Below are 25,407 nucleotides of genomic sequence, written 5' to 3'. Positions count from 1 at the left end.
GGCAGAATCGGGCACGAGGTCGCCAGCCGCGCGGCCGTTTCCCACCAGACAGGAATCCGACGATGAGCCAGAACGATTTCGCCTTCACGCGCGCCAGCCTCTACGGCACGCAGGCCGAACCGACCTTCGCGGGCGCGACGAGCTTCATGCGCCGGCGTTTCAGCCGCGATCTCGGCGGCGTCGACCTCGCGATCACCGGCGTGCCGTTCGACTCCGCCGCGTCGCATCGGCCCGGCACGCGCTTCGGCCCGCGCGGGTTGCGGATTGCGTCGACGGGCATCGCGTGGGAGCGCCCGTGGCCGTGGTCGTTCGATCCGTTCGACGTGCTGGCCGCGGTCGACTACGGCGATTGCGCATTCGACCTCGGGCAGCCCGAATTGGTGCCGGGTGCGATCGAGCGGCATGCGGATGCGATCCTCGCGCGCGGCTGCGCGATGCTGACGCTCGGCGGCGATCACTTCATCACGTATCCGCTGCTGAAGGCGCATGCGAAGGTGCACGGGCCGCTGTCGCTCGTGCATTTCGACGCGCATACCGACACGTGGCCCGACCGCGACGTGAAGCGCATCGATCACGGCACGATGTTCTATCACGCGGCGCGGGAAGGGTGGGTCGTGCCTGAACGATCGGCGCAGATCGGCATTCGGACGACCAACGACGAGCCGATGGACTTCGACATCCAGGATGCGCGCCAGGTGCATGCGTCGACGCCCGCCGCGACCGCCGCGCGCATTCGCGAGCGGGTCGGCGACCATCCCGTGTACCTGACGTTCGACATCGACTGTCTCGATCCGGCGTTCGCGCCGGGCACGGGGACGCCGGTCTCGGGCGGGTTGTCGAGCCATCAGGCGTTCGAGATCCTGCGGCATCTGGACGGCATCAACCTGGTCGGCATGGATGTGGTCGAAGTGTCGCCGCCGTACGATCATGCGGAAATCACGTCGCTGGCCGGCGCGACGATCGCGCTGGAACTGATCTGCCTGTACGCATCGCGCCGGCGGCGAGCGACGGGAAAATAGATTCGTAAAACTGTTTCGTCATACCAAACAAGAGCGCGGCCGCGGCCGCTGCGCTGATCTACGATGGAGACATTGCATCCATCGTCCGCCGAACCGTGTGCACTCACTACCGCGCCCCCGACGAAGATCCGGGCATCAGCGAACTGAAGATCGGCATCGGCGATCTGTATCGCCGCGACCCGTGGGCCCCCGATGTGTATCCCGACTACGCGGCACCGATCGCGCGTCCCGCTGGCGACGGCCTCGAAGTCGTATCGGCCGTGTTCGGCTTCTGGCCGAAATTCATGCAGCCGGAGCGGCTCGACGAGAACGGCCGTAAAAGGAAGAAGCTCGACACGGTGAACGCACGGGCGGAAACGGTCGGCTCGTCGCGGCTCTACGGCAACGCGTGGCGCAATGGCCAGCGCTGTCTGATCCCGGTGCGCTGGATCTTCGAGCCCTGCTACGAAACCGGCCGCAACGTGTGGCAGCGGATTGGCGTCGACGGCTGGCAGCCGTGCTGTGTCGCCGGCATCTGGCGGCGCTACGAAGGTGACGACGGCCGCGAGCGCGTGGGCATGGCGATGCTCACGGTCAACGCGGACACGCACCCGCTGTTCGCGCGGATGCATCGGTCCGGCGAAGAGAAGCGGGGCGTCGTGATGCTGCGCCGCGACGACTACGACGAATGGCTGCATGGGCGCGACATCGAGGCCGCCCGGCGCATGCTGAACCTCCTGCCCGCCGCCGACATGACGGCCGAGCCCGATCAGGCCTCGCCCGCACGCGCCTGAGCTTTCATTATTCCGACATCCGACTTTCTACTGGACAAGCCGAACGTAGTCCGATGATTCGGACATTTTCGAAAATCGGCGGATTCCGGGTAATCACCGATACCTCGCAAGTTGTATATACAAGATCATCCGCTGGCAATGTCGGCACACGTCGTGCCGCTTGCGCGCCAGTGCGCAGACCATGCGTGCGTGGCGCATGCCGGCGATCCACGGCGCCCCGCACCCGCCGAGCCGAAAGGGCGGCTCGCAGCTTCCCGTCTCGTTCAAACCATTTGTGATCCTGAGTATTTTGGAGATTTCCCCGTGTCAACGAATCCCAGTGGAAAAGCCGGCGGCCTGATCGAAGTCCGTTCGATCGACTTCATTCCCGACGCCGAGCGCCACGGCGGCTTGCTGAGCCAGTTCACGCTGTGGCTGTCGGCGAACATGCAGATCACGGCCATCGTCACGGGCGCACTCGCGGTCGTGCTCGGCGGCGACGTGTTCTGGTCGTTGGTCGCGTTGCTGCTCGGCCAGTTCATCGGCGGCGCGGTGATGGCGCTGCATGGCGCGCAGGGGCCGCAGCTCGGGCTGCCGCAGATGATCTCGAGCCGCGTGCAGTTCGGCGTCTACGGCGCGATGATCCCGATCGTGCTCGTGTGCCTGATGTACATCGGCTTTTCCGCCAGCGGCTCGGTGCTGGCCGGGCAGGCCGTCGCGCAGTTGCTGCACATCGACGACGCGGCCGGCATTCTGCTGTTCGCGGCCGTGATCGTCGTGCTGACCGTGTTCGGCTATCGCGCGATCCACGCCGTCGGCCGGATCGCGAGCGTGGTCGGCATCGCCGCGTTCGTCTACATGTTCACGCAACTGTTCGCGAACCACGACATCGGCGCGCTGCTCGCGAACAAGCATTTCTCGCTCGCGAGCTTCCTGCTGTCGATGTCGCTGTCCGCGTCGTGGCAGATTGCGTTCGGCCCGTACGTCGCCGACTATTCGCGCTACCTGCCGCGCTCGACGTCGTCGGTCGCGACGTTCGTCGCGGTCGGCCTGGGCTCGGTGATCGGCGCGCAGGCGGCGATGGTGTTCGGCGTGTTTGCGGCCGCGCTGGCCGACGGCCAGTTCGCGCACCATGAGGTCGCGTATATCGTCGGTCTCGGCTCGACGGGCGCCGTGGCCGCGCTGCTGTACTTCAGCATCGCGTTCGGCAAGGTGACGGTGACGGCGCTCAACGCGTACGGCAGCTTCATGTCGATGGCGACGATCGTCAGCGGCTTTCGCGGCAAGCACGCCGTGTCGTCGCGCAGCCGCCTCGTGTACATCTTCGGGATGATCTGCGTATCCACGCTCATCGCGCTCGCGGGCCGCCATTCGTTCCTGAAGGAATTCACCGCGTTCATCCTGTTCCTGCTCGCGTTCTTCACGCCGTGGAGCGCGATCAACCTGGTCGACTACTATTGCTTCACGCGCTCGCGCTACGACGTGCCGGCGCTGTCCGATCCGGACGGCCGCTACGGCCGCTGGAACGTGATGGCGATCACGATCTACGTGGTCGGCATCCTCGTGCAGTTGCCGTTCATGTCGACGCACATCTACACGGGGCCGCTCGTCGATGCGCTCGGCGGCACCGACATCTCGTGGATCCTCGGCCTGGTCGTGCCGGCCGTGCTGTACTACATCGGCGCACGCGCATCGCGCCGCAGCATTCCCGAGCGCCTGATCCTGCCGCTCGAACGCGGCGAAGTTCACCACTGACGACACGTCACGCGCCTCGGGCCGGCCGGCTGCCGGCCTGAGTGCCGCGTCGAGCCGGGCGCTGCCTGCGCCCGGTTTTCCCCCACGTTTCCTTTCCCGCGATGCCGGTGCGGCGCGACTGCCGCGCCCGGTGTCGTTTCATTCTCTGACCATTGAATAGTATGACTAAACAAACGATAGCGCGCGGAAGCGATTCCCGGGCGCGGATGGTGCACGCCGGTCTTCGCATGACGGTCGCGATGGCGTGCGTCGCCGGACCGGGGGCCGCGTTCGCGCAGGACGGCGTCACGCTGTACGGCGTGATCGACGAATTCGCGCAGTACGTGAATACGGGCAACGGCTATACGGCGGCGATCAATTCTGGCGGCCAGTGGGGCAGCCGGTTCGGGCTGAAGGGCGGCGAGGATCTCGGCGGCGGGCAGAAGATCGAGTTCGCGCTGGAGAACGGCTTCAATCCGAACGACGGTTCGCTCGCGAGTGCGGGCAGCCTGTTCAACCGGCAGGCGTGGGTCGGCATCGCGGGGCAGTGGGGCAAGGTGCGGGCGGGCCGCCAGAATTCGCCGCTGTTCAACGACCAGGGCGGACAGGATGCGTTCGGCGGCGTCACGCAGGCGTCCGGCATGGACAACCTGACCGTGTTCGCGTTCCGCACCAGCAACACGCTGTCGTACCAGAGCCCGGAGATCGCGGGCTTCCAGGGCGGGCTGTACTTCGGGTTCGGCGATGCGGGCGGCGTGCGCTCGGCAGGCTCGAGCCAGCAGTTCGACCTGACCTACGAACACGGGCCGTTCGGCGCGTTCGTCGCGGGCCAGTGGCTGAAGAACGCGACGGCGACCACGACCGATCGCACGATCATGGCCGGCGCGTCGTACGAGATCGGCAAGGCCACCGTGTACGGCGGCTTCTCCGCGGTGAAGTGGGCCGATCTCGGCATCGATTCGCGCGTGTACGGGCTGTCGGTCAAATACCAGTTCAATCCGGCGAACTACGTGGCGCTCGGCTACGCGTATCTGCACGACCAGTCGTCGCAGGGCAACCATGCGGACCAGCTCGGGCTGATGTACGAGTACGACCTGTCGAAGCGTACGAGCTTCTACGGTGCGCTGTCGTACCTGCGCAATCGCAAGCAGGCCGGCTATACGCTCGCCGGTGCGGCGAACCCCGGCTTGCCGCTCGCGTATCCGGGGGCGAATGCACGGGGTGTGCAGCTGGGAATCGTGCATCGGTTCTGACGAGGCCGACGCGCCGGGCCGTGTGTGCCCGGCGCTTTTTCCCGCGCATTCGCGCCGTTACTTCCCCAACCGCTCCGCCAGCGAATAGCGCTGCATGCAGCGCTCCATCGCGTCGAGAAACGCGTGCTCCGCCGCGTTCATCTTGCGATCGCGATGCCACAGCAGGAACACGTCGACATCGACGAGCCCGTCGTCGGGCGGCAGCCGCCAGAGCCGCTGCTGGGCGATGTCGTCGCGCACGATGTGCTCGGGCAGGCAGCCGATTCCGTAGCCGGCGAAGATCAGCCGCCGCACTTCCTCGAGGCTCGGCGACGACGCGACGATGCGCCCCGTGAAACCCCGCTGGTCGCGAAACACGGTGAGCGGCGACAGGCTGTCGCCGATCTGGTCGCTCGTGAACGACACGAAATTCTCGGCGAGCAGATCGTCCATCCGCAGTTGCGTCTGCCCGAACAGCCGGTGATGGCGGCCGCAGTAGATTGCGTAGCGCTGGCGCAGGAAGCAGCGCATCTCCAGCTTGTCGTGCGGCGTGCGGCACAGGCCGAGCCCGGCCGTGGCCGTTTTCTGCAGCAGCGAAGACAGGATGTCCGACGAGCGCATCACCTCGATCTGCAGGTCGATGCGCGGGTACGCGCGATGGAAGTCCGCGAGGAATTCGTCGTAGACGGGCGACTCGATGCGGCTCACCGTCAGCAGCCGGATCGATCCGGTCAGGTCGGCGGTGCTGTCGTCGATTTCGGTTTCGAGGCGCGAGATGCCGCCGTAGATGTCGCTCGCGATCCGGTAGACGGCTTCGCCGGCAGGCGTCGGCGCGAAGTGCGTGCCGCGCCGCTCGATCAGCTTGCGCTCGAGCGCGTCCTCGAGCCGCCGCAAGGCCTGACTCACCGCAGGCTGCGTGACGTGCAGGCGCGCGGCCGCGCGGCTCACGCTGCGCTCCTGGATGATCACGAGATAGGTGCGCAACAGGTTCCAGTCGAGGCGGTCGTTCAGGAACGGGGCGAGGTCGGGGCGCATCGGGTCTCCGGGCGAGCCGTCAAGGTGGGTATTAGCTGAATTTATACGGCGAATAATAACTTGAAATTTGACTAATGATTTGCGGTCGCCGATAAAGGAGGGGCGCCGCAGCGTGCGGCGCAAGGCCGCGACAGACGGCTGTCTCACACGAATTGCGCGTCGCCCGCCGCGGCGCGCATCAGGAGCCCGCATGACCCAGTCCCTTTCTTCCGCCCGCCAGCCGGCGCGCGCCGCGACGGCCGCATTCATCGGCACGATGATCGAGTGGTACGACTTCTACATCTACGCGACCGCCGCCGCGCTCGTGTTCGGCGAACTCTATTTCCCGTCGCATGACCGCTTCGTCAGCACGATGGCGTCGTTCGCGACGTTCGCGGTCGGCTTCTTCGCGCGCCCGCTCGGCGGCGTGATCTTCGGTCATCTCGGCGATCGAATCGGCCGCAAGAAGGCGTTGATGACGACGCTGATGATGATGGGCGTCGCGACCGTCTGCGTCGGGCTGCTGCCCGACTATTCGAAGGTCGGCATGCTCGCGCCGGTGCTGCTCGTCGCGCTGCGCGTGGTGCAGGGGATCGCGGTCGGCGGCGAATGGGGCGGTGCGGTGCTGATGGCGGGCGAGCATGCGCCGCAGGGGCGCCGCACGTTCTTCGCGTCGTTCGCGCAGCTCGGCAGCCCGGCCGGGCTGATCCTGTCGCTGATCGCGTTCCGCGCGGTCACGTCGATGGACAAGGCCGACTTCCTCGCGTGGGGCTGGCGCCTGCCGTTTCTCGCGAGTTCGGTGCTGCTCGTGGTCGGCATCCTGATCCGGCTCGGCGTGAACGAGTCGCCGGAATTCGCGCGTGTGAAGGAAACCAATCGCACGGTGAAGTTGCCGGTCGCGGAAGTGTTCCGCTCCGCGTCGGGGCTCGTGGCGCTCTGCATCGGCGCGAACACGATCGGCATCGCGGGCGTCTATTTCACGAACACGTTCATGATCGCGTACACGACGCAGTACGTCGGCGTGTCGCGCTCGCTGATCCTCGACAGCCTGTTCGCGGTCGCGATCATCCAGTTCGTCGCACAGCCGATCGCTGCGTGGATCGCCGAGCGAATCGGCGGCGCGCGCTTCCTGAAGCTCGCGGCGCTGCTCGCGATGCTGTCGCCGTATCCGATGTTCATGCTCGTGCAGGGCGGCAGGTCCGCGTCGCTGATCGCGGGCATCGCGCTCGCGGTGGTCTGCATGGCCGGCTTCTATTCGGTGATTGCGGGCTTCGTGAGCGACGTGTTCCCTGCGCACGTGCGCTATTCGGCGATCTCGCTCGCCTACCAGATCTGCGGTGCGATCGCGGGCGGGCTGACGCCGCTCGTCGGCACGTGGCTCGCCCATCGCTTCGCGGGCCAGTGGTGGCCGCTCGCGGTGTTCTACACGTGTCTCGCCGGCATCTCGCTGCTGTGCATCGTCGCGCTCGACGCCCGCCGCGCGGCACGGCCGGCCGCCGCCGAAGCGCTCGGCTCGCAGTGACCCTCATCAAAAGAATTCATCCGGAGTGCACATGAAAGACCTGCTGGAAATCGACGGCGCCCGTTTGTGGCAAAGCCTGGTGGACATGGCGCGTGTCGGCGCGACGCCGCGCGGCGGCGTGCGGCGCCTCGCGCTCACCGACGACGATCGTCGCGGGCGCGACCTGTTCGCGCAGTGGTGCCGCGACGCGGGAATGACGGTGAGCGTCGACGCCGTCGGCAACCTGTTCGCGCGGCGCGACGGCACCGATGCGCAGGCGGCTCCTGTGCTGATCGGCAGCCATCTCGACACGCAGCCCGAAGGCGGCCGCTTCGATGGTGTCTATGGCGTGCTCGCCGCGCTCGAACTCGTGCGCACGCTGAACGACGCCGGCATCGCGACCGACAAGCCGCTGGAGATCGTGTCCTGGACCAACGAGGAGGGCGCGCGCTTCGCGCCGGCGATGCTCGGCTCGGCGGTGTTTACGGGCGCGTTGCCGCTCGACGAAGCGCTCGCGAAGCAGGACGCCGATGGCGTCACGCTCGGCGCGGCGCTCGACGCATGCGGCTATCGCGGCACGCGGGCGACCGGCGGCGCGGTCGATGCGTACTTCGAAGCGCATATCGAGCAGGGCCCCGTGCTCGAGGCGAACGGCACGACGATCGGCATCGTCACGGGCGGGCAGGCGATCCGCTGGCTCGACGTGACGGTGACGGGTGTGGCCGCGCATGCGGGCACGACGCCGATGCCGTATCGCAAGGACGCGACTTTCGCGAGCGCGCAGATGGCGCTCGAACTCGAACGGATCGTTGCCGGTCATGCACCGCGCGGGCTCGCGACGATCGGTCAGGTCGGCATCCGCAACGCATCGCGCAACACCATTGCCGGCGACGTGACGTTCACGGTCGACCTCCGCCATCACGACGATGCGCAGGTCGATGCAATGGAGCGCGACTTGCGCGACGCGTGCACGCGTGTCGCCGCCGCGCGCGGCGTGCAGGTCGCGATTGAAACCTGCTGGCGCAGCCCGGCGACGCCGTTCGATCGCGACTGCGTCGAGCAGGTCGCGCAGGCGGCGGCCGCGTTCGGCTATACGAACGAACGGATCGTCAGCGGCGCCGGGCACGACGCGATCCTGCTCGCGCGTTGCGTGCCGACCGCGATGGTGTTCATCCCGTGCGTCGACGGCCTGTCGCACAACGAAGCCGAGGATGCGCTGCCGGATGACGTGACGCGCGGCACGAACGTGCTGCTGCATGCGGTGCTCGCGCGCGCCGGCGTCGCGGCGGGCGTTGCCGTGGCGGTCGCCATGCAGGATGCATGACGCAGCGAACCGATAATTCGAAAAACCGACGAGGGCGAACGATGAAAACCTATTTCCATCCCGAGCAGTTGCTGCACCATCCGCGCAGCTACCTGTCGCGCGGCCAGATGCGCGAGCCGCAGGAAGTCCCCGAGCGCGCGGCGCGGCTCGTCGCGGCCGTGCGGTCGCTCGACTTCGACGTGCGCGAGCCGGCCGACCGCGGCACCGAGCCGATCGCGGCCGTGCACGACATGAACTACCTGCGCTTCCTGGAAGAGGCGCATCGCGACTGGAAGCAGATGCCCGACGACTGGGGCGACGAAGTGATGTCGAACGTGTTCGTGCGCGACCCGAATCCGCTGCGCGGCGTGCTCGCGAAAGCCGCGCGCTACCTCGCCGACGGCAGTTGCCCGGTCGGCGCGAACACGTGGCGCGCCGCGTACTGGTCCGCGCAGGGCGCGCTGGCGGCCGCGGCCGACGTCAACGACGGCGCGCGCGAGGCGTACGCGCTGTGCCGGCCGCCCGGCCATCACGCGCGTCGCGACGCGGCCGGCGGCTTCTGCTACCTGAACAATGCGGCGATCGCCGCGCAGTCGCTGCTCGGCCGCCACCGCCGGGTCGCGATCCTCGACACCGACATGCATCACGGGCAGGGCGTGCAGGAGATCTTCTACGGCCGCGACGACGTGCTGTACGTGTCGATCCACGGCGACCCGACCAACTTCTACCCGGTCGTCGCGGGCTATGAGGAAGAGACGGGCACGGGGGCCGGCGACGGCTTCAACCTCAACCTGCCGATGCCGCACGGTGCGCCGGAGTCGGCGTTCTTCGAGCGGCTCGACGATGCGCTGCGCGCGCTCGTGCGGTTCCAGCCCGATGCGCTCGTGCTCGCGCTCGGCTTCGATATCTACAAGGACGATCCGCAATCGCAGGTGGCCGTCACGACCGACGGTTTCGGGCGGCTCGGCGGCGCGATCGGCGCGCTCGGGTTGCCGACGGTGATCGTGCAGGAAGGCGGCTATCACCTCGACAGCCTCGATGCGAATGCGCGGGCGTTTTTCGGTGGGTTCGCCGCCGCGCGCTGACCGGCGCGGCGGCGCACGGCCACGTGCGTGCGGGTTCAGGTTTTCCGCCCGCACGCCGATAATTCGCGCATATGCTGAGTGGATGCACGAAGGAGAGCCGCACGATGACAGCCGACCCAATCAGACGCGGTGCGATCGCGCTCGCGCTCGCGCTCGCCGCGCCCGGCGTAGGGTCCCTCGCGAACGCGACGGAGCCCTCGATTCCGCTGCGCGTCAGTCTCACCATTCCGGAAACGTGCACGATCGGCACCGGCGCGCCGCAGGGCGTCGCCGATACCGGCATCCCGAGTGTCAGTTGCGCGCACGGCACGCCGTTCATGCTCAGCCACGCGCCGCTGCCCGATGCGCGGTCGGCGTCGCGCGGCGTGGGCGCGGGTGCGGGCGCGCCGTCCGCATGGACCGTCATGTTTTGAGCGGGCGCGCGCCCGCTCGCTCGTACCCCTGAACGCTAGAAACTGATCGTCGCGGTGATCGTGTCGCTGTAGTTGCCGGGCGCGGGCGTCGTTTGCGCCGGCACCGCGCCGTACACGGTCACGACCTGCGACGTGCCCGTGCCGACGCCCGTGACCGTCGAACTGCCGCCCGTGCCGTCGCCCCACGCGATCGAGCGCGCGGCGTCCGTGTAAAGCCCGTAGCCGATCGCGCCGCCACCGCCGCTGCGCTGCATCTGGCGCGCCGTCACGCTGCCGCTGCCGCCGCCGTTCAGCGCGATTTGCCATGCGTCGCCGTTGGTGCACTGCGCGGTGATCGAACCGCTCGCCGTGAGCGAGCCCGACAGCAGGCTCGCGGTGCCGAAGCTCACATTGGTCGCGCTGATGTTGCAGTTGTTGACGACGTTCGCCGTCGCGCTGAACGGGAAGGTCCCGTTCGACGTCGTCAGCGACGCGCAGGTCGGCGCGCCGAGCAGGTAGAACCCGGTGTTGATCGATGTCGTGTTGCCGCCGAAGGTCTGCGAGTAGGTCGTGGTGCTGTTGCCGGTCGTCGGGACGGTCGGCTGGTTCCCGGTGATCTGTCCGTACACCGTGACCGTCGCGGACGCGCTCGTGCCGAGCGCGGGCTTGACCAGCGTGACGGACGCCGGGGTCGTGCCGGAATACACCGAGCCCCATGCGACCGAATGCCCGCCGTCGAGATAGAGGTCGTATTGCATCGCGTTGCTGCCGTTGACGAGGCTGCGCGGGCTTGTGCCGCCGAGGTTCAGGCACACGAGCACGTTTGGCGTCAGCGAGACGGCCGACCACGTGCAGGTGATGCTGACCGTACCGGTCGCGGCGACCGGCGCGTTCGAGATCGGGCTGACCGAGCCGAAGCTCACGTTCGATGCGGTCGCCGTGCAGCTTTCGGCCTGTGCGTGACGGGGCGAGCCGCACCACGCGATGAAGGCGACGAGAACCAGCAGCGCGATCCTCACGGCGTCGTCCGGCACGTGAGGGGCCCGATGGTCGGCAGCGTGCCGTTGCCGGGCGCGGTGAACGCGAATGCCGCGACACAGTGCTGCGTGCCGTAGTCGATCGCGAGGTGGTTGTCGTCCTGCAGTCCGTCGATGAACGTGAGCCCGTCGTAGCCGACGATCGTATCCGCGCCGCTTTCGGCGTGATGCACGCGCGCGCCGGCCGGCAGCGGGCGGCCGGTATCGTCATGCAGGATCACCGATGCCGCGCGATAGCGTGACACGCCGAAATGCGTGAACACGCCCGATTGCGCCTGCGGCACGACCGTCATCGACGTGCGGGCGATCCGCGCATCGGCGGGCAGCTTCATCGCATCGATCGCGATCCGGTTGTTCTGGTACGCATTCAGGTCGGGCACAAGCAGGTGCCCGGCACGATCGGTCGTGCCGATCACGCGGTTTTCGTGCAGCACCGGGATGCCCGCGACGCCGTCGGTCGACACGAGCGCGAAGCCGTCGGTGATGCGGCGCGACAACAGGAGGCTGCCGTCCATGAACACGAGCGCGCCGCTGACGTCGAGCGACGCGCCGCTCTGGCGGTCGATGTTCTGCGCGGCCGCGATGACTTCGCCCGCATGACCGAGATAGCGGACCTGTGCCTGCCGGTACGGCACCGCACCCGTGCCGCCGGCCTGTACGCCCCAGCCCCAGCCGCCGTCGTAGTCGGGCGGGCGGCTCGCGTCGACGGTGTAGTTCGACTGGCCGCGCTGTCGGCCGACGGTCGTATTGATCGACGTGGTGCGGCCGAGCCCGATGTTCAGCGATACGAACGCGCCGCTCGCGCCCTGCTGCGCGAAATCGCGGTACGCGCTCATGGTCAGCGACGCGAGATCGCCGAGGCCCAGCGTGTACGACACGGTGCCGATCCGCGCGCTCGGGCCTTGCGGCATCCGGAAGCCGATGTAGCTGAGCGACAGAGTCTGGCGGTGGATGAACGGCAGCGCGAGCGTTGCCTGGTCGGTTGCCGCCGGCACCGTTGCGCCGTCGCGCGAGGCGAGATCGCCGTAGCGGCCGAACGCGCGGATCGTCTGCGCGTTGATCGAGAAGCGCGGTTCGATCAACTGGTAGCCGGCGCTGACCTGCGTGCCCGGAAAGCGGCCGGCGCTGCCCGCGACCGCACCGCTCACGACGCCCGCGTAGCCGAGGCGCAGCAGCGCGCCGACGCCCGCGTTGAGCACGCCGCCGGTTGCTTCCGCATGCCCTTCGACCGTCAGCGCGTGGCTGATCCCGCGTCGCAGCGAGCCGCTGACGGCCGGCCGCGCGTCGTAGTCGAACGACTGCAGCCCGTAGTTGCGCCGCAGGAAGCCGGCCTCGAACGAATAGCTCGACAGCCCGGCGGACAGCATCCGCGTATCGACATAGAGCGGCACGGACGTCGCGACGGTGCGCCCGAGCGCGTCGCGCGTGATGACGGTCGCCTGGCCGGCGCCCGTGATGCCCGGCACGTCGTGAATGATGAACGGGCCGCTCGGCACGTTGCCGGTGTACTGGCGCACGTTGTTGATGTACAGGTCGACAGCCGACGGCACGGCCGCGGAGCCGGCGAGCGACGGGATCGGGAACGTCACGAGATCGGGGCGCAGGGCGAAATTGCTGCGCCACTGGAAGCCGCCGAGGCGCACCGAGCGCGTCCATGCGAGCGATCCCGAGATCGCGTCGCCGATCTGCGTCGTGCTCGGCCGCGCCGGGTCCGAGTGGCTCCATGACGTATCGAAGCGCGTGTAGCGCCGGCGGCCGTCATAGAAGGTCGCGACGCCCGTGGTGTCGAACACGCCGCCCGGATCGAAGTAGCGCACGTCGGTGTAGAGCGAGTACTGCCGGTCGCCGAGCGTCTGCGCGTACGCCTCGTAGTTGATCGCGACGCCGCGCGACGCGCTGGCCGCCTGAGTCGGCGGCAATGCGCGGCTGTCGATCGCGTAGGGGCGGCGCAGCGTATCGGGCATCTGCAGTTCGACGCGCTGGCGTGCCGCGTCGTAGCGGTAGCGCAGGCCGGGAATCGTGTCGAGGTCGACCGTCGCCGCATCGGCGATGCCGAGCCGGTCGGTCGCGACGCCGATCGTGTGCAGGTCGGCGCCGCTCGCCGACAGATGGCCGTCGCGCTCCCGGAAGTGCGCGAGCAGCGCCGTGTTTTCGCCGTTGACGCTGACTTCGAGGATCACGTCGTGCGTGCTGTCGGTCATCACGAGCGCCGAGGGTTCGTCCGCATGCGCCCAGCCGAGCGCGAAGAGGCCGCCGGCCACGACGGCCGCGACCGCGGTGCGCGGGGAGCGTCGCGGCGCACCGCGTCCGTTGGCCGGGACCGAGCCGGTGTGTGGCGAAGGGGGAGGGGCCGGGCGGCGCACCGGCGGACTAGCCCGGCGGCTCCACCGCGACGACCGCGCTGGCTGGCTGCGAATTGACGGTCGCCCGCACCGTGACCTTGCCGCCGAGCGTGACGCCGGCCGGCAGCGGTACGCTCCACTGGCCCGTGCGGCCCGCGAGTGCATAGCCGAGCAGGCCGCGCGTGAGCGGGTATGTCTGCCCGTCGCCGGTCACGAGTTCGACGGACGCCAGTTGCGCGCGCCGCGTGCCGCCGTTGCGCACCCGCAGCACCCAGCCGCCGTTGTAGCGCAGCAGCGCCCAGTCGAGTCGCGGCGCGCCGTCGGCGGCAGGCTCGACGAACACTGGAATCGAATAGCGCAGCCTGATCGACACGCCACTGGCCGGCGTTTCGCCGGGCGGCGGCAATTCGTCGATCAGCAGCCGGTAGGCCTGCTCGGTGCCGGATGGCACGCGCGATGCGCGCACCACGCGGATCAGTTGCTCGGACTGTGTGCCGACCTCGATCAGCGGTGGGCTGGCCAGCAGGTCCTGCGTGGGCGTCAAGGTGTCCTGGCCATCGCTCTGGTTCCAGAGGAACACGCGCACCTGTCCGTACACCGGGCGTTCGCCCGGATTGCGCAGCGTGATGCCGCTGGCCGTGTCGTCGGCGCCGAACTCGATCGTGACGGGGGAAATCTGCAGCGACGCGGCGTGCGCGGCGCCGGCCGCGCACAGCAGCGCGACGAGCGTTCGACGGAATGCGGTCATGCGTTGCGGCGCCGATCAGAAGTAGACGGTTGCGGTGACGGTCGTCTGATAGGTGTCCGGTTTCGGCGTCGCCTGTGCGGGCACCTGGCCATAGACGGTCAGCGATTGCGCGGCGCCCGTGCCGGTGCCGGCCACGGTGTTCGTGCCTTGCGTGTTGCCCCAGATCGTCGTGCGCCCGGCGTCCTGGTAGAGCTGGAAGTCGACGGTCGTGGTCGTGTTGCCGGTGGTCGTGCCGGCCATCAGGCGGCTCGCGACGGTCGAGCCCGTGACCGTGCCGGCGTCGAGGCCGACGTTGTACGGCGTCGTATTGGTGCAGGTGACGCTGACGGTCGTCTGCTGGTTGATCGCGGTGGCCAGCACCCCGTTGGTGCCGAACGCGAGCGGGTTCGCGGCGATCGTGCAGTTCGGCTGCAGCGTCAGCGTGACGTTGAAGGTCGCGGTCGCGGTGCCGTTCGAATAGGTGGCTGCGTCGGCGGCGGGTGTCGACAGGCCGATGGACAGCGCGAGCGACAACATCGTGGAAGCGATGGCGAGTTTCACACTGATCCCTCATCGATCGATTTTTCGTTGGATTTATGCCGCGCTTGATCGCGCTACGTTGTCGCAAATCCTGATACGAATCGGCAATTCTTTCAATCTTTAAATTCACCCTGTTTCATTTTGTTACATTTGCGGGTCTATTAATTGAATAAAGGTACGGGGAATTTCTTTTCTCGATTTCTCGTGTGGGATTGGCATAAGTCATTACCTTGCATTGCAGCAAAAACGAGTAATTCATGCGGGGTTCGGGACTATTTTTCGGGCTGATTGGAAGGATTGAGTCGGCCGGCGGCGAATGGGCTAAATAATGTGCTGGATGCGGTGAAGAAGAAATGAAAGTGAATCATTTGAATGAATTGAATCGTTTTTCATTCCGAAAACGTATTGCATTGGGAGCGCTGAAAGATTGCTGGAGATTCGGGACTTTTCCCGCTCGCGGGGCGTTGAATCGCAGTCGACCGTTGAAAACGAAAACGGCGCGCATTGCGCGGCCGTGAGCGTGGGTCGGTACGGATCGGCCCCGGCATGCATCTCCGGCGCGCGACGTGTCGCGCTTACGAATTCGCAGCGGCCGGTGCGCGGCGCTGCTGCGCGATCTGCACGAAGACGAGTGCGAGTCCCGCCGCGGCGATCAGTCCGCCGACGAGCGGCACGGCCGCATAACCGAAGCCCGCCGACAGCGCCGCGCCGCCGGCCGCCGCGCCGAGCGCGTTGCCGAGGTTGAACGCGCCGATGTTGACGGCCGACGCGAGCCCCGGCGCTTCGTGGGCCGCCCGCATCACGCGCATCTGCAGCGGCGGCACGACCGCGAACGTCGCGACACCCCACACGAGCAACGTGGCGGCGGCGCCCGCATGCGTGCGGCCGAGCACCGGGAACGCGGCCATCGTCGCGATCAGCAACAGCAGGAACCCGATCAGCGTGCCGTCGAGCGAGCGGTCGGCGAGGCGGCCGCCCGCGATGTTGCCGATCGAGAGGCCGACGCCGATCAGCACCAGCATCGCGGTCACGAAGCCGGGCGTCGCGCCGGTCAGGTGTTCCAGCGTCGGCGCGACATACGTGTAGAGCGTGAACATCGCGCCGGCGCCGAGCACGGTCGTCCCGAGCGCGCCGAGCACGACGGGGCGCGTCAGCACCGAGAGTTCGGCGCGCAGGTCGGGCATCTTGCCGGCTTCGCCCTTCGGCAGCGCGGCGAACAGCCCGGCGATCGCAACCAGGCCGAGGCCCGCGGTCGCCGCGAACGACATGCGCCAGCCGATGATCTGGCCGAGCCAGGTCGCGGCCGGCACGCCGCCGACGTTCGCGATCGTGAGACCCATGAACATCGTCGCGACCGCGCTCGCCTGCTTCTCGCGCGGCACGAGGCTGGCCGCGACCACCGAGCCCAGTCCGAAGAAGGCGCCATGGTTGAGGCTCGTCACGAGGCGGGCGAGCAGCAGCGTCGTGTAGTCCGGCGCGAACGCCGACAGCAGGTTGCCGATCGTGAAGATCGACATCAGCGCGATCAGCGCCGAGCGGCGCGACCAGCGCGCGAGCAGCAGCGTCATCAGCGGCGCGCCGACCATCACGCCGATCGCATACGCGCTGATCAGCATCCCGGCTTGCGGAATCGACACGTGCACGCCGTCGGCGATCACGGGCAGCAGGCCCATCGGCGAGAACTCGGTCGTGCCGATGCCGAACGCGCCGGCGGCGAGTGCCAGCAGCGGCAGCGCGGCGCTGCCGCCCTGGCGGGAGGGAGAGGAAGTCGTGGTCTTCACGCGATGGGCTCCTGGAGTCGAGAAACAGCGAACGGCACGGACCGTTGAGGACAGGAAGAAGTGTGCCTGCATGACTTTTGCGGAAAAAGCCGTGTACGGACGAAATTATCTTGATTTCATGTCAACAATGCAGCGGGCGCTTGAGGCCGGGTGGCGCGGCGGGTGAAAGCGCTGCTTTTGTGAAAGATATTTGTAAAGTCGGGCGGGTGGCTTCAGGCCGGGAGATCGCGATCCATCGGCGCTTCGACGCGGACTGACGGTCGCTCCCGCCGGATGAACCGGAAGCCGCGTGCCGACTGCGCGGCGATGGGTGGTCGCGCGGATCGGACGGGCCGCCCAGGCGGCCGGCATCGCGCCGGGCGAATCTCGCATCGTCGCCGAAAACCCTTTGCAGACAAGGCCCGCAGGCAAAAAAAGCCCCGATCACAGGGGGACCGTGACCGGGGCGGAAACGCATCCTCTCTTTGGCACGAGGGTTGGATGCGCGCGCAGTATATTTCGAGCCATGACAATTCGAAGCGACGTTAAACGGCCGTTTTTGGTGCCAATTTAAAAACACCGGTGCTGCGGCGTCCGGTGTCGTCGTTTTGTAAGAATTTGCGCAAAAAAGATGCGGCTGTTTAGCGTGTTTCGGCAGCCGAAGCGACGGTTGGGCGGAAGGGGGGCGCCCGTCATTCGGCATCGCGAATCGGGTCGCTCAAGTGCCGGGTGAGTTCGCCGCATCTGCTGCACATTCAGCCCGCTCAGCTCGCTTCGCCGGTCGCATCACGCACGGCTTCGAGAAACCGCGCGACGACGGGCGACCGGGGCACGGCCGCACCGTCGAACACGAACTCGATGTCGAAGCGGCGCGCGAGTTCGTCGAGCGCGACGAGCCGGACCGTGTGCGGGCAGGTCGGCGACGCGCTTTCCGGCACGAATGCACAGCCCATTCCGGCCGCGACGAGGCCGATCAACGTCGGAATGTCGCTGCCGACCTGCGCGATGCGCGGCGTGAAGCCGGCTTGCTGGCACTGCGCCATCAGGAACCGGTGGTGCGCGGCGGAGCGCTGCGCGTCGAACCAGACGAACGGCTCGTGCGCGACGTCGGCCAGCGTGCGCGGCGCGGTGAGGCGTCCACCCGGCGGCGCGGGCATCGCGAGCATGAAGCGGTCGCTCAGCAGCCGCACGCCCGACAGGTGCGGCGCCTCGTCCTGACGCCACGCCATGATCCCGCCATCGAGCTGGCCGCGCATCAGCGCGTTCGCCTGTTCGGCCGACAGCATCGGCGCGATCGACAGCTTCACGTCCGGGCACGCGTCGCGAAACGCCTTGAGGACGGTGCCGACGACGGGCAGCGGCAGGCAGTTCGGCAACGCACCGAGCCGCAGCTCGCCCAACTGGCCGGCCGCGCTGCGCAGCGCGCGCTCACGGCTGTCCTGCAGCGTCGCGAGCAGGCCGGTCGCGTCCTGCAGGAAGCTGGCGCCGGCCGCCGTGAGCGTGACGCCCGTTGCGCGGCGCACCAGCAGCGGCGTGCCGATCGCGTCCTCGAGTTCGCGGATCTGTCGCGACAGCGCGGGCTGGACGATGCCGGCCGCCCGGGCGCCGGCCATCACGCTGCCGGCTTGCGCGACGGCCACGAAGTAGCGCAGGTGACGCAATTCGATCTGGCGCATGCGGCATCCCTTCAGGTTCATTGATATACCTGTCGAGCATAGCAAATGCCATTCAATGGTATTGGAAAGCATGGGGGGCGTGCCGTACGATGACCGCCATTGCCGCCCGCCGTTGCACGTCGCGCGCGTTTCCCCCCGTTCCCCACTGGTCCCGCCCCATGCCGCTTCATATCCCGACCCCTTATCTCCGCTCGCCAATCGCCTCCCGCCGGCTCGGCAGGACCATCCGGCTGAAGCTCGATGCGCTGCAGCCGTCGGGCTCGTTCAAGCTGCGGGGCATCGGCGCCGTCTGCGAAGCGCGGCACGCGGCCGGCGCGCGGCGGTTCGTGTCGTCGTCGGGCGGCAACGCGGGCATCGCGGTCGCGTATTGCGGCCGCGAACTCGGCGTGCCGGTGCTCGTCGTCGTACCGGAAAGCGCGTCGGCCCGCGCCCGCGAGCTGATCCGCGTCGAGGGCGCCGAACTCGTCGTGCACGGGGCGAGCTGGGCCGAGGCGAATGCGTTCGCGCAGTCGGCACTCGGCGAGCATGATGCGTTCGTGCATCCGTTCGACGATCGCGTGCTGTGGCAGGGCCACGCGACGATGATCGACGAGATGGCGGCGGCCGGCCCGAAGCCCGACGCGATCGTGGTCGCGGTGGGCGGCGGCGGGCTGCTGTGCGGCGTGCTCGAAGGGCTGGCGCGCAACGGCTGGCACGACGTGCCGGTGGTCGCGGCCGAAACGGAAGGCGCCGACTGCTATGCGCGCTCCCTCGCGCAGGGGCATGCGGTCGAATTGCCGGCGATCACGAGCATCGCGACGTCGCTCGGCGCGAAGCGGCCGTGCGACGCGGCGGTCGAATGGGCCGCGCGACACGAAATTCACCCGGTTGTCGTGTCCGATGCCGAGGCGGTGGCCGCCTCGCTGCGTTTCCTCGACGAGCACCGGATCGTCGTCGAGCCCGCTTGCGGCGCCGCGCTGGCCGCGCTCGAGCGGCCGGTGGCCGGGCTCGCGTCGGCGAAGGAGATCGCCGTGATCGTCTGCGGCGGCGTGACGGCGACCGTCGAGCAGATGCAGACGCTGCGCGCGACGTTGCGGTAGGCGGGGCGACCGGCGCTGGCTGGCCTGTCGGATGACGGCCGGACGGCAGTCGATCCCGGCGAATGTCGGCATCGGCTGCGCATACACCGTCGCGAAGCATCGAAGCAACCTCAGCGACACAACGGGTAAGCAGCCGGCAGCACGGAAATTCCCGTGATGAATGAGGGAGAAAGGTGCGTATCGTCGCGCGGCGCCGGATGGGGCCGGGCGCGACGATACGGACGGCCGGTCAGTGGGCGGCCGGTGCGCTCGCGCCGGACGGTGCGGACGAGGCGACGGGGTTCGCGGCGGCAGGCGCGGGCGATGTGCTCGGGGGCGCCGATGCCGATACGGGGGCCGAGGCGGGGGGTGCAGGCGCCGGTGTGACCGGTGTCGGTGTTGCAGCGGCCGGTGCCGAAGCGGCCGGCGACGATGCCGGACCGGAAGCGGATGCAGGCACGGAAGCCGAAACCGGCGCGGACGCCGGTGCGGGCATCGACGACGCGGCCGCTGCAGGCGCCCCACCCGAAGCCGATACCGACCCCGAACCCGACGCCGCCACCGGCGCGGCAGCCCGCATCGCCGCCGGCGCGACCACGGCCGACGCCGCGGCCGGCACGGCGTTCGCCCCCGACTCGGGCGCGACCGCCGGCAACGAAAGCGGCACCGGCGCCGCAGGCGGCGTCGGCACGACCGGGGTCGTCATCTTCATCGGCTCGCCTTGCGGCGTCGGCGCAGGTTCGGGCAGCGGCGTGACGGGTTCCTTCTCGGCGGCCTTGACGGTCGCGCGGTCGCGGCGGGCCGGGTCGATCTTCAGGAAATGCTCGACGAGATTGAAAAAGCGCTCGTAGAACACGCCGGCGGGAATCGTCTCGCTGGCGGTCTTGACGAGCGCGTCGTCGCTCGACCCGATCGGCAGCGACAGCGAGCCGAACACGCTCAAGCCGACACTGGCCGACGTATTCGACTTCTTCAGCGTATAGCGATCCTGCACCGCGTTCACGTACGCGATGCTCGACGTGCCGTCCGCGTTCGCGTCCGCGCACACGACGTGAAACTCGATCACGACGTGCATGTCGTTGTTCGGCTGGAAATTCTTGCTGCCGTCGACCGCATCGTTGCGCGACGACGACACCACATAGCCCTGGCTCAGCAGCGCGCGCCGCGCGGCCTCGCAGGCCGCGTCGGATTTCGAGTGGAACGTGTGCGCGTACGGGCTGCTGGTCGCGTCGAACTGTTCCTGCTGGTAGATCGGCTTGGGCGGCGACGAGCACGCCGCCAGCACGGTCGCGGCCGCGAGCGCGCACGAAACGGAAAACAGGCGAAATCGGTTGTGCATGGCGTCTTTCAGAAGGCTTGGCGAGAGGCCGCGCAACGGCGGTGCCTGGATGAAGCGCGCGGCAATCTCGTAAGGCCGGGGCGTCATTATAGTTTCGTTTGATGTCGCGCTCGCTTCAGTCGGCCGACGCGCCGCGTGCCGCGGCCAGCAATTGCGACGTCAGCGGATGGTGTTCGCCGCGCCGCGAGCGGATCGCGTGGATCTCCTCGGTCACGTCGCCGGCACGCCCGAGCCGCCGCAACCCGCGCAGCAGCGACGCGTCGTTCGCGCCGAGTTCGCTCAGCGGGAACACGCCGAGGCCGCGCGCCGCGAACACGGCCATCAGCGCGCTGTCCTCGAATTCCCCGGCCACGCGCGGCACGATCCGTTCACCTTCCAGCCACAGGTCGAGGCGCGCGCGCAGCGCCGAATGGGCGGTCGGCAACAGCACGGGCAGGTCGGCGAGGCACTGCGGAAAGTGCTGCCGCGCGGCCGGCGTGACGAGCGCCGCGGGGCCATACCAGTCGACCGGCGATGCGACGAGCCGCTCGCTCGTCACCCGCAGGTTCGAGCCGGACGGCGCGCCCTGGCCGGCCAGCACCAGGTCGAGATGATGCAGCGCCAGCTCCGCGAACAGCGCATCGTGCTCGCCTTCGTGGCACAGCAGCCGCAGCGTGGGCGTATCCAGCACGGGGGCAAGGAGCGCGTGCGCGGCGAGCTTGGAGATGCCGTCCGCGAGGCCGACCGCGAGCCGCACGGTCGGCTGGCTGGCCGCCGCGCGCACTTCGTCGGGAATCAGCCGGCCCATCTCGAAGATCACCTCCGCGCGCGCAAACGCGGCCTGGCCGGCGTCGGTCATCGTGACGCCGCGCCCGGCCGGGCGCAATAATTGGTGCCCGAGCGCTTTTTCGAGCTCGCGCACCTGCGCGCTGATCGTCTGCACGGCCATGTCGAGCCGCGCGGCCGCGCGCGCGAAGCCGCCTTCCTTCACGACGACCCAGAAGTAGTACAGATGTCGGAAATTGAGCATCGGAGCGATATTTCGGAAAAACCGAACCAAAAATCAGATTCTCTCTGATTTTTTCGAAGTTCGGGGCGGCCTATGATCGGGCTTTCCACTTTCGTATCGGCCCATCTCATGGACTACCTGCTGACGCTTGCCGTTGACCCCGCCGTCTGGGCGGCGCTCCTGACGCTCGTCGTGATGGAAGTCGTGCTCGGCATCGACAACCTGATCTTCATCTCGATCCTCAGCAACAAGCTGCCCGAGGCGCAGCGCGCCCGCACGCAGCGCCTCGGCATCGCGCTCGCGCTGGTGATGCGCCTCGCGCTGCTCGGCAGCGTCGCATGGATCGCGAGCCTCACCGAACCCGTGTTCACGCTGTTCGACCATGCGTTCTCGTGGCGCGACCTGATCCTGCTGTCGGGCGGCCTGTTCCTCGTGTGGAAGGCGACCACCGAGATCCATCACCACGTGTCGCGCGACGGTGAAGGCGCGGGCGGTTCGGGCGGGGCGGTCGGCCTGACGATGTGGGCCGCGATCGGCCAGATCGTGATGCTCGACATCGTGTTCTCGATCGACAGCATCGTGACCGCGATCGGCATGACCGAGCACGTGCCGATCATGTTCGTCGCCGTGATCGTCGCCGTCGCCGTGATGCTGTTCGCGGCACAGCCGCTCGCACGCTTCATCGACCGCAACCCGACCATCGTGATGCTCGCGCTGTCGTTCCTGGTCGTGATCGGCATGACGCTGATCGCCGAAGGTTTCGGTTCGCATGTGCCGAAGGGCTATATCTACGCGGCGATGGCGTTCTCGGCCTTCGTCGAAGGCATGAACATGCTGGCGCGGCGCGCGAAGGCGAAGCGCTCGGCGCCGACGGATGGCCACTGAACCGGCGCGCGTGACACGGCTGCTGCTGCAGCGGCCGGCGTTACGGGCGTCATATGGAATCCGGATGAAATTCGCACCGAAAGGAGAAGCGCGATGAAATGCCCTGTCTGCAAGACGCCCGACCTGCTGATGGCCGAGCGCCAGTCGATCGAGATCGACTACTGTCCGACCTGCCGCGGCGTGTGGCTCGACCGCGGCGAACTCGACAAGCTGATCGCGCGCGAGGCCGGCGATGCGCCTGCGCGCCGCGATGAAGCCTCCGCGCGGCACGATGCGCAAGCGCCGCGCGACCATGCTGGCGGGTGGGGGCGCGATGCTCGTTCGCACGACAGCCGTGACCGACACGATGGCCGCTCGCACGACGATCGCTACAAGCACGACGGCCAGCGTCGCAAGAAATCGGTGTTCGACCTGTTCGACTTCGACTGATCGCACCGCACGTCATAACAGAAAGCCCCGCCGGGCGCGTACCCGGCGGGGCTTCTTCATGCGTGCGTGATAACGGCACGCACCAATGCTTACGCGTTGCCGGCCGTCACGTCGATCCGGCGCGGGCGCGTTTCCTCGCGACGCGGAATCGTCAGCGTCAGCACGCCGTCGCGCAGGTTCGCGTCGATTCTCGACGTATCGAGATCCGGGCTCAGCACGAAGCTGCGCGCATAGCGCGTCGCACGGATTTCGGCATGCCGCACGCGCAGGTCGGCCGGCGTGTCGAGACGCGTGTCGGCTTCGATCGTCAGCGTGTTGTCGTGCACCTTCACGTCGAGGTTCTCGCGCGGCACGCCGGGCAGGTCGGCCCGCAGCGTGACGCCGAGATGATTCTCGACGATGTCGACGGCCGGCGTGATCGCGGGACGGCGGGCCGCTTCGGCGGCAGCGGGGTGGACGGTGTTGGTTTGACGCTCGGCCAGGGTCGGGTTCGCATTCATGTCGGTATCCTGAGTATTATTGAATGGTGATCGCACGCGGCTTCGATGCCTCGCGCCGGCCGACGCGAATCAGCAGGCAGCCGTTTTCGTAGCGGGCGCTGACCTGGTCGGGATCCGCGTCCCGCGGCAGCTCGACGACACGGCGGAATGCGCCGTGAAAGCGTTCCTGCGCATAGGTGCGCAGGTCGTCGCCTTCGCCGCGCGGTGCGGGCTTGCGCTCGCCGCTGATCGTCAGCAGGTCCTTGTCGATCGACACGTCGAAGTCGGCCGCGGCCATGCCGGGTGCGAACGCGACGATCTCGATCGCGCCGTCGGTGGCGCCGACGTTGAGCGCGGGAAAGGCGCCGGGGCGTACCGCGCGAATGCCGGCCGGACGATCGCCGAGCAGGTTGGCCACTTGCCGCTGCACGCGGGCGAATTCGTCGAACAGGTCGCTGCCGAAATGGATACCGCTCATGTTGGTCCTCCTGAACAGGGAACGCGGGAGACGTGACGGCGCCACGCCTGCGGCGGGCGCGTCGTGGAAGCTCCACTGGGTCGAAACGGGGGCGGTGCGCTGCATGCTGCACGGCCCGACGACGCGTAATTAGTGGCAGCCGAAGCGCATTTCAAGAGGGAATCCGCAATCCGCGTCAATGCAGGCCCGCGCGATTCGATGCGACAATCGCCGCGATCTATTGGCAGACCAACGACACGGGACAATCATGGACATTCGACGCATCGCGATCGTCGGCGCCGGCGTGATCGGCGCGAGCTGGGCCGCCTTCTATCTGACGCAGGGCTTCGACGTCGTCGCGACTGATCCGGCGCCGCAAGCCGACACGCGGTTGCGCGACGCGCTGGCCGCGTTTCTCGGCGACCGGGCCGCCGAACTTTCCGCGCGGCTGTCGTTCGACGCCGATCTCGTGCGTGCGCTCGACGGCGTCGACTTCGTGCAGGAGAACGGCCCGGAGCGGCTCGACCTGAAGCGCGCGCTGTACCGGCAGATGGACGACGTGCTGCCCGCGCACGTGCCGATCGCGTCGAGCTCGTCGGGCCTGAAGATGTCGGACATCCAGACCGCGTGCGACAAGCATCCGGAGCGTTGCCTGATCGCGCATCCGTTCAATCCGCCGCACCTGATTCCGCTCGTCGAGCTGGTCGGTGGCGATGCCACCAGCCGAGAGGTGATCGCGCGCGTGAAGGATTTCTACGATGCGCTCGGCAAGCAGACGATCGTCCTCAACAAGGAGATGACCGGCCACGTCGCAAACCGGCTCGCGGCCGCGCTGTTCCGCGAGGTGTATCACCTCGTCGGCGAAGGCGTGGTGAGCGTGGCCGATGCGGACAAGGCCGTCGCATGGGGCCCCGGCCTGCGCTGGGGGTTGATGGGGCAATGCCTGACCTATCACCTCGGCGGCGGCGCGGGCGGGATCGCGCACTTTCTCGAGCACCTGTCGGGGCCGATCACGAGCTGGTGGGACGATCTCGGCACGCCTTCGTTCGATCCGGAAGTCGATCGCAAGCTGAACGACGCATTGCGCACGATCCAGGGCGAGCACTCGATGCAGGAACTCGCGGCCGAACGCGACCGCCTGCTCGTCGAGCTGATCGACGCGCGGCGCCGCAGCTTCCTGCCGTGATCCTGATTGCGTTGCGCCGGCGCGGCGGCGCCGGTCACTGCTGCGAAGTCGCCTGGCTGGCGGGCGGCGTGTGGGCCAGCCACGCCGGGCTCACGGCCTGCACGAGTTCGCGGTTGCGCGAACGTGTCGCGGCGTCCGGCGGGTAGTTGCCGTCGTTGGTCGGCAGTTCGCCGTCGAGATAGGCCTGCTTGAGCTGGTCGATGACTTCCGCGCGTGTCAGGCCCTGTTGTGCCGGGGCCGAAGCGTCGGTCTGGGCAAAGGCGGGGGAGAGCAAGGCGGCTGCAGCGATCGCGACGGCGAATCGCAGGACGTTGTTCATGGCGGGCTCCGATCAAGGGGACGGGTACCGGACGCGCGCGGCGGCTGGCCGTGCGTTCCGATGGGTTCCATTGTCGCGAGCGGGTGCTGCGCGGACGATGACGCGTTCCGGGCAAAGCTGTCAGGTGCGGGTGCGACGCCCCCTGCGTGGGTC

The 25,407-nt window shown here is 68.2% G+C and carries 24 protein-coding genes; 12 read left to right on the top strand and 12 right to left on the bottom strand.

Translation table 11 applies throughout. The annotated features are described in order from the left end of the window. Nucleotides 1–62 precede the first annotated feature (62 nt). The 4 genes from speB (at nucleotide 63) to LGM56_RS20630 (ending at nucleotide 4,758) form a co-directional block, all read left to right on the top strand. On the top strand, nucleotides 63–1,019 hold the full coding sequence (gene speB, locus LGM56_RS20645) for an agmatinase (protein ID WP_226206646.1): 957 nt from the start codon (nucleotides 63–65) through the stop codon (nucleotides 1,017–1,019). A 95-nt stretch (nucleotides 1,020–1,114) separates the two neighbouring features. Next, nucleotides 1,115–1,792, top strand: coding sequence for an SOS response-associated peptidase family protein (locus LGM56_RS20640; protein WP_226206645.1), 678 nt, complete (start codon nucleotides 1,115–1,117; stop codon nucleotides 1,790–1,792). Between the two features lie 303 nt (nucleotides 1,793–2,095). After that, complete coding sequence (locus tag LGM56_RS20635; RefSeq protein WP_226206644.1) at nucleotides 2,096–3,526, top strand: purine-cytosine permease family protein; 1,431 nt, start codon at nucleotides 2,096–2,098, stop codon at nucleotides 3,524–3,526. A 161-nt stretch (nucleotides 3,527–3,687) separates the two neighbouring features. Next, nucleotides 3,688–4,758 (top strand): porin, encoded by a 1,071-nt coding sequence (locus tag LGM56_RS20630; protein ID WP_226206643.1) that lies wholly within the window; start codon nucleotides 3,688–3,690, stop codon nucleotides 4,756–4,758. A gap of 57 nt (nucleotides 4,759–4,815) precedes the next feature. Here LGM56_RS20630 and LGM56_RS20625 read toward each other — a convergent pair whose 3' ends face one another. Beyond that, nucleotides 4,816–5,772, bottom strand: coding sequence for a LysR family transcriptional regulator (locus LGM56_RS20625; RefSeq protein WP_124575889.1), 957 nt, complete (start codon nucleotides 5,770–5,772; stop codon nucleotides 4,816–4,818). A gap of 190 nt (nucleotides 5,773–5,962) precedes the next feature. Here LGM56_RS20625 and LGM56_RS20620 point away from each other — a divergent pair, with 190 nt between their 5' ends. The 4 genes from LGM56_RS20620 (at nucleotide 5,963) to LGM56_RS20605 (ending at nucleotide 10,053) form a co-directional block, all read left to right on the top strand. After that, complete coding sequence (locus LGM56_RS20620; RefSeq protein WP_226206642.1) at nucleotides 5,963–7,273, top strand: MFS transporter; 1,311 nt, start codon at nucleotides 5,963–5,965, stop codon at nucleotides 7,271–7,273. Nucleotides 7,274–7,304: 31 nt separating this feature from the next. Beyond that, a complete protein-coding gene (locus tag LGM56_RS20615) occupies nucleotides 7,305–8,576 on the top strand; it encodes a Zn-dependent hydrolase (RefSeq protein ID WP_226206641.1) in 1,272 nt (423 codons plus the stop codon). Between the two features lie 41 nt (nucleotides 8,577–8,617). Next, a complete protein-coding gene (locus tag LGM56_RS20610; RefSeq protein WP_226206640.1) occupies nucleotides 8,618–9,640 on the top strand; it encodes a histone deacetylase family protein in 1,023 nt (340 codons plus the stop codon). 104 nt (nucleotides 9,641–9,744) lie between these two features. Next, entirely contained in the window at nucleotides 9,745–10,053 is a 309-nt protein-coding gene (locus LGM56_RS20605; RefSeq protein WP_089494547.1) for a hypothetical protein, read from the top strand. A 35-nt stretch (nucleotides 10,054–10,088) separates the two neighbouring features. Here LGM56_RS20605 and LGM56_RS20600 read toward each other — a convergent pair whose 3' ends face one another. From LGM56_RS20600 to LGM56_RS20575, 6 genes are all read right to left on the bottom strand, one after another. Beyond that, nucleotides 10,089–11,066, bottom strand: a complete 978-nt coding sequence (locus LGM56_RS20600; protein WP_319000775.1) for a spore coat U domain-containing protein — start codon at nucleotides 11,064–11,066, stop codon at nucleotides 10,089–10,091. Then, nucleotides 11,048–13,432: a fimbria/pilus outer membrane usher protein gene (locus LGM56_RS20595; RefSeq protein WP_226206638.1), complete on the bottom strand. Its 2,385-nt coding sequence runs from the start codon at nucleotides 13,430–13,432 to the stop codon at nucleotides 11,048–11,050. Before LGM56_RS20595 ends, LGM56_RS20600 begins: the two co-directional genes overlap by 19 nt. 7 nt (nucleotides 13,433–13,439) lie before the next feature. Then, entirely contained in the window at nucleotides 13,440–14,159 is a 720-nt protein-coding gene (locus LGM56_RS20590) for a molecular chaperone (protein WP_089494549.1), read from the bottom strand. Between the two features lie 15 nt (nucleotides 14,160–14,174). Then, entirely contained in the window at nucleotides 14,175–14,675 is a 501-nt protein-coding gene (locus LGM56_RS20585; protein ID WP_089495269.1) for a spore coat U domain-containing protein, read from the bottom strand. A 578-nt stretch (nucleotides 14,676–15,253) separates the two neighbouring features. After that, nucleotides 15,254–16,459 carry an MFS transporter gene (locus LGM56_RS20580; RefSeq protein WP_226206637.1) on the bottom strand — a complete coding sequence of 402 codons (1,206 nt, stop codon included), beginning with the start codon at nucleotides 16,457–16,459 and terminating at the stop codon, nucleotides 15,254–15,256. A 743-nt stretch (nucleotides 16,460–17,202) separates the two neighbouring features. Continuing rightward, nucleotides 17,203–18,114, bottom strand: a complete 912-nt coding sequence (locus LGM56_RS20575) for a LysR family transcriptional regulator (RefSeq protein ID WP_226206636.1) — start codon at nucleotides 18,112–18,114, stop codon at nucleotides 17,203–17,205. 158 nt (nucleotides 18,115–18,272) lie between these two features. Between LGM56_RS20575 and LGM56_RS20570 the strand changes: the two genes are divergently transcribed. After that, the gene (locus LGM56_RS20570; protein WP_226206635.1) at nucleotides 18,273–19,193 is read left to right on the top strand and encodes a pyridoxal-phosphate dependent enzyme; all 921 of its coding nucleotides are present in this window, start codon (nucleotides 18,273–18,275) and stop codon (nucleotides 19,191–19,193) included. 229 nt (nucleotides 19,194–19,422) lie between these two features. Here LGM56_RS20570 and LGM56_RS20565 read toward each other — a convergent pair whose 3' ends face one another. Together LGM56_RS20565 and LGM56_RS20560 are read right to left on the bottom strand one after the other, a co-directional pair. Further along, nucleotides 19,423–20,511, bottom strand: coding sequence for a DUF2242 domain-containing protein (locus tag LGM56_RS20565; protein ID WP_226206634.1), 1,089 nt, complete (start codon nucleotides 20,509–20,511; stop codon nucleotides 19,423–19,425). Nucleotides 20,512–20,626: 115 nt separating this feature from the next. Continuing rightward, nucleotides 20,627–21,520, bottom strand: coding sequence for a LysR family transcriptional regulator (locus LGM56_RS20560; protein WP_226206633.1), 894 nt, complete (start codon nucleotides 21,518–21,520; stop codon nucleotides 20,627–20,629). Between the two features lie 108 nt (nucleotides 21,521–21,628). Between LGM56_RS20560 and LGM56_RS20555 the strand changes: the two genes are divergently transcribed. Together LGM56_RS20555 and LGM56_RS20550 are read left to right on the top strand one after the other, a co-directional pair. Next, a complete protein-coding gene (locus LGM56_RS20555; protein ID WP_089460756.1) occupies nucleotides 21,629–22,384 on the top strand; it encodes a TerC family protein in 756 nt (251 codons plus the stop codon). 93 nt (nucleotides 22,385–22,477) lie between these two features. Further along, entirely contained in the window at nucleotides 22,478–22,813 is a 336-nt protein-coding gene (locus tag LGM56_RS20550) for a zf-TFIIB domain-containing protein (RefSeq protein ID WP_226206632.1), read from the top strand. A gap of 89 nt (nucleotides 22,814–22,902) precedes the next feature. Here LGM56_RS20550 and LGM56_RS20545 read toward each other — a convergent pair whose 3' ends face one another. Both LGM56_RS20545 and LGM56_RS20540 read right to left on the bottom strand, forming a co-directional pair. Continuing rightward, a complete protein-coding gene (locus tag LGM56_RS20545) occupies nucleotides 22,903–23,313 on the bottom strand; it encodes an Hsp20/alpha crystallin family protein (RefSeq protein WP_089494554.1) in 411 nt (136 codons plus the stop codon). Nucleotides 23,314–23,329: 16 nt separating this feature from the next. Beyond that, entirely contained in the window at nucleotides 23,330–23,770 is a 441-nt protein-coding gene (locus LGM56_RS20540; protein ID WP_069247624.1) for an Hsp20/alpha crystallin family protein, read from the bottom strand. A 247-nt stretch (nucleotides 23,771–24,017) separates the two neighbouring features. Here LGM56_RS20540 and LGM56_RS20535 point away from each other — a divergent pair, with 247 nt between their 5' ends. Beyond that, nucleotides 24,018–24,935, top strand: coding sequence for a 3-hydroxyacyl-CoA dehydrogenase NAD-binding domain-containing protein (locus LGM56_RS20535; RefSeq protein WP_226206631.1), 918 nt, complete (start codon nucleotides 24,018–24,020; stop codon nucleotides 24,933–24,935). 34 nt (nucleotides 24,936–24,969) lie between these two features. Here LGM56_RS20535 and LGM56_RS20530 read toward each other — a convergent pair whose 3' ends face one another. Then, the gene (locus LGM56_RS20530; protein WP_089494557.1) at nucleotides 24,970–25,254 is read right to left on the bottom strand and encodes a DUF4148 domain-containing protein; all 285 of its coding nucleotides are present in this window, start codon (nucleotides 25,252–25,254) and stop codon (nucleotides 24,970–24,972) included. Nucleotides 25,255–25,407 lie beyond the last annotated feature (153 nt).

This window comes from Burkholderia sp. AU38729 (genome assembly GCF_020419725.1).
Lineage (GTDB): Bacteria > Pseudomonadota > Gammaproteobacteria > Burkholderiales > Burkholderiaceae > Burkholderia.
Note: the sequence above shows the minus strand (reverse complement) of the source record. Positions and strands in the feature narration are given on the sequence as shown.

What these genes read in the sequence shown, in the direction of transcription:
- speB (WP_226206646.1), top strand. Translation starts at nt 63, where the DNA reads ATGAGCCAGAACGATTTCGCCTTCACGCGCGCCAGCCTCTACGGCACG.
- LGM56_RS20630 (WP_226206643.1), top strand. Translation starts at nt 3,688, where the DNA reads ATGACTAAACAAACGATAGCGCGCGGAAGCGATTCCCGGGCGCGGATG.
- LGM56_RS20625 (WP_124575889.1), bottom strand. Translation starts at nt 5,772, where the DNA reads ATGCGCCCCGACCTCGCCCCGTTCCTGAACGACCGCCTCGACTGGAAC.
- LGM56_RS20620 (WP_226206642.1), top strand. Translation starts at nt 5,963, where the DNA reads ATGACCCAGTCCCTTTCTTCCGCCCGCCAGCCGGCGCGCGCCGCGACG.
- LGM56_RS20615 (WP_226206641.1), top strand. Translation starts at nt 7,305, where the DNA reads ATGAAAGACCTGCTGGAAATCGACGGCGCCCGTTTGTGGCAAAGCCTG.
- LGM56_RS20610 (WP_226206640.1), top strand. Translation starts at nt 8,618, where the DNA reads ATGAAAACCTATTTCCATCCCGAGCAGTTGCTGCACCATCCGCGCAGC.
- LGM56_RS20605 (WP_089494547.1), top strand. Translation starts at nt 9,745, where the DNA reads ATGACAGCCGACCCAATCAGACGCGGTGCGATCGCGCTCGCGCTCGCG.
- LGM56_RS20590 (WP_089494549.1), bottom strand. Translation starts at nt 14,159, where the DNA reads ATGACCGCATTCCGTCGAACGCTCGTCGCGCTGCTGTGCGCGGCCGGC.
- LGM56_RS20585 (WP_089495269.1), bottom strand. Translation starts at nt 14,675, where the DNA reads ATGTTGTCGCTCGCGCTGTCCATCGGCCTGTCGACACCCGCCGCCGAC.
- LGM56_RS20575 (WP_226206636.1), bottom strand. Translation starts at nt 18,114, where the DNA reads ATGCGCCAGATCGAATTGCGTCACCTGCGCTACTTCGTGGCCGTCGCG.
- LGM56_RS20570 (WP_226206635.1), top strand. Translation starts at nt 18,273, where the DNA reads ATGCCGCTTCATATCCCGACCCCTTATCTCCGCTCGCCAATCGCCTCC.
- LGM56_RS20565 (WP_226206634.1), bottom strand. Translation starts at nt 20,511, where the DNA reads ATGCACAACCGATTTCGCCTGTTTTCCGTTTCGTGCGCGCTCGCGGCC.
- LGM56_RS20560 (WP_226206633.1), bottom strand. Translation starts at nt 21,520, where the DNA reads ATGCTCAATTTCCGACATCTGTACTACTTCTGGGTCGTCGTGAAGGAA.
- LGM56_RS20555 (WP_089460756.1), top strand. Translation starts at nt 21,629, where the DNA reads ATGGACTACCTGCTGACGCTTGCCGTTGACCCCGCCGTCTGGGCGGCG.
- LGM56_RS20550 (WP_226206632.1), top strand. Translation starts at nt 22,478, where the DNA reads ATGAAATGCCCTGTCTGCAAGACGCCCGACCTGCTGATGGCCGAGCGC.
- LGM56_RS20545 (WP_089494554.1), bottom strand. Translation starts at nt 23,313, where the DNA reads ATGAATGCGAACCCGACCCTGGCCGAGCGTCAAACCAACACCGTCCAC.
- LGM56_RS20540 (WP_069247624.1), bottom strand. Translation starts at nt 23,770, where the DNA reads ATGAGCGGTATCCATTTCGGCAGCGACCTGTTCGACGAATTCGCCCGC.
- LGM56_RS20535 (WP_226206631.1), top strand. Translation starts at nt 24,018, where the DNA reads ATGGACATTCGACGCATCGCGATCGTCGGCGCCGGCGTGATCGGCGCG.
- LGM56_RS20530 (WP_089494557.1), bottom strand. Translation starts at nt 25,254, where the DNA reads ATGAACAACGTCCTGCGATTCGCCGTCGCGATCGCTGCAGCCGCCTTG.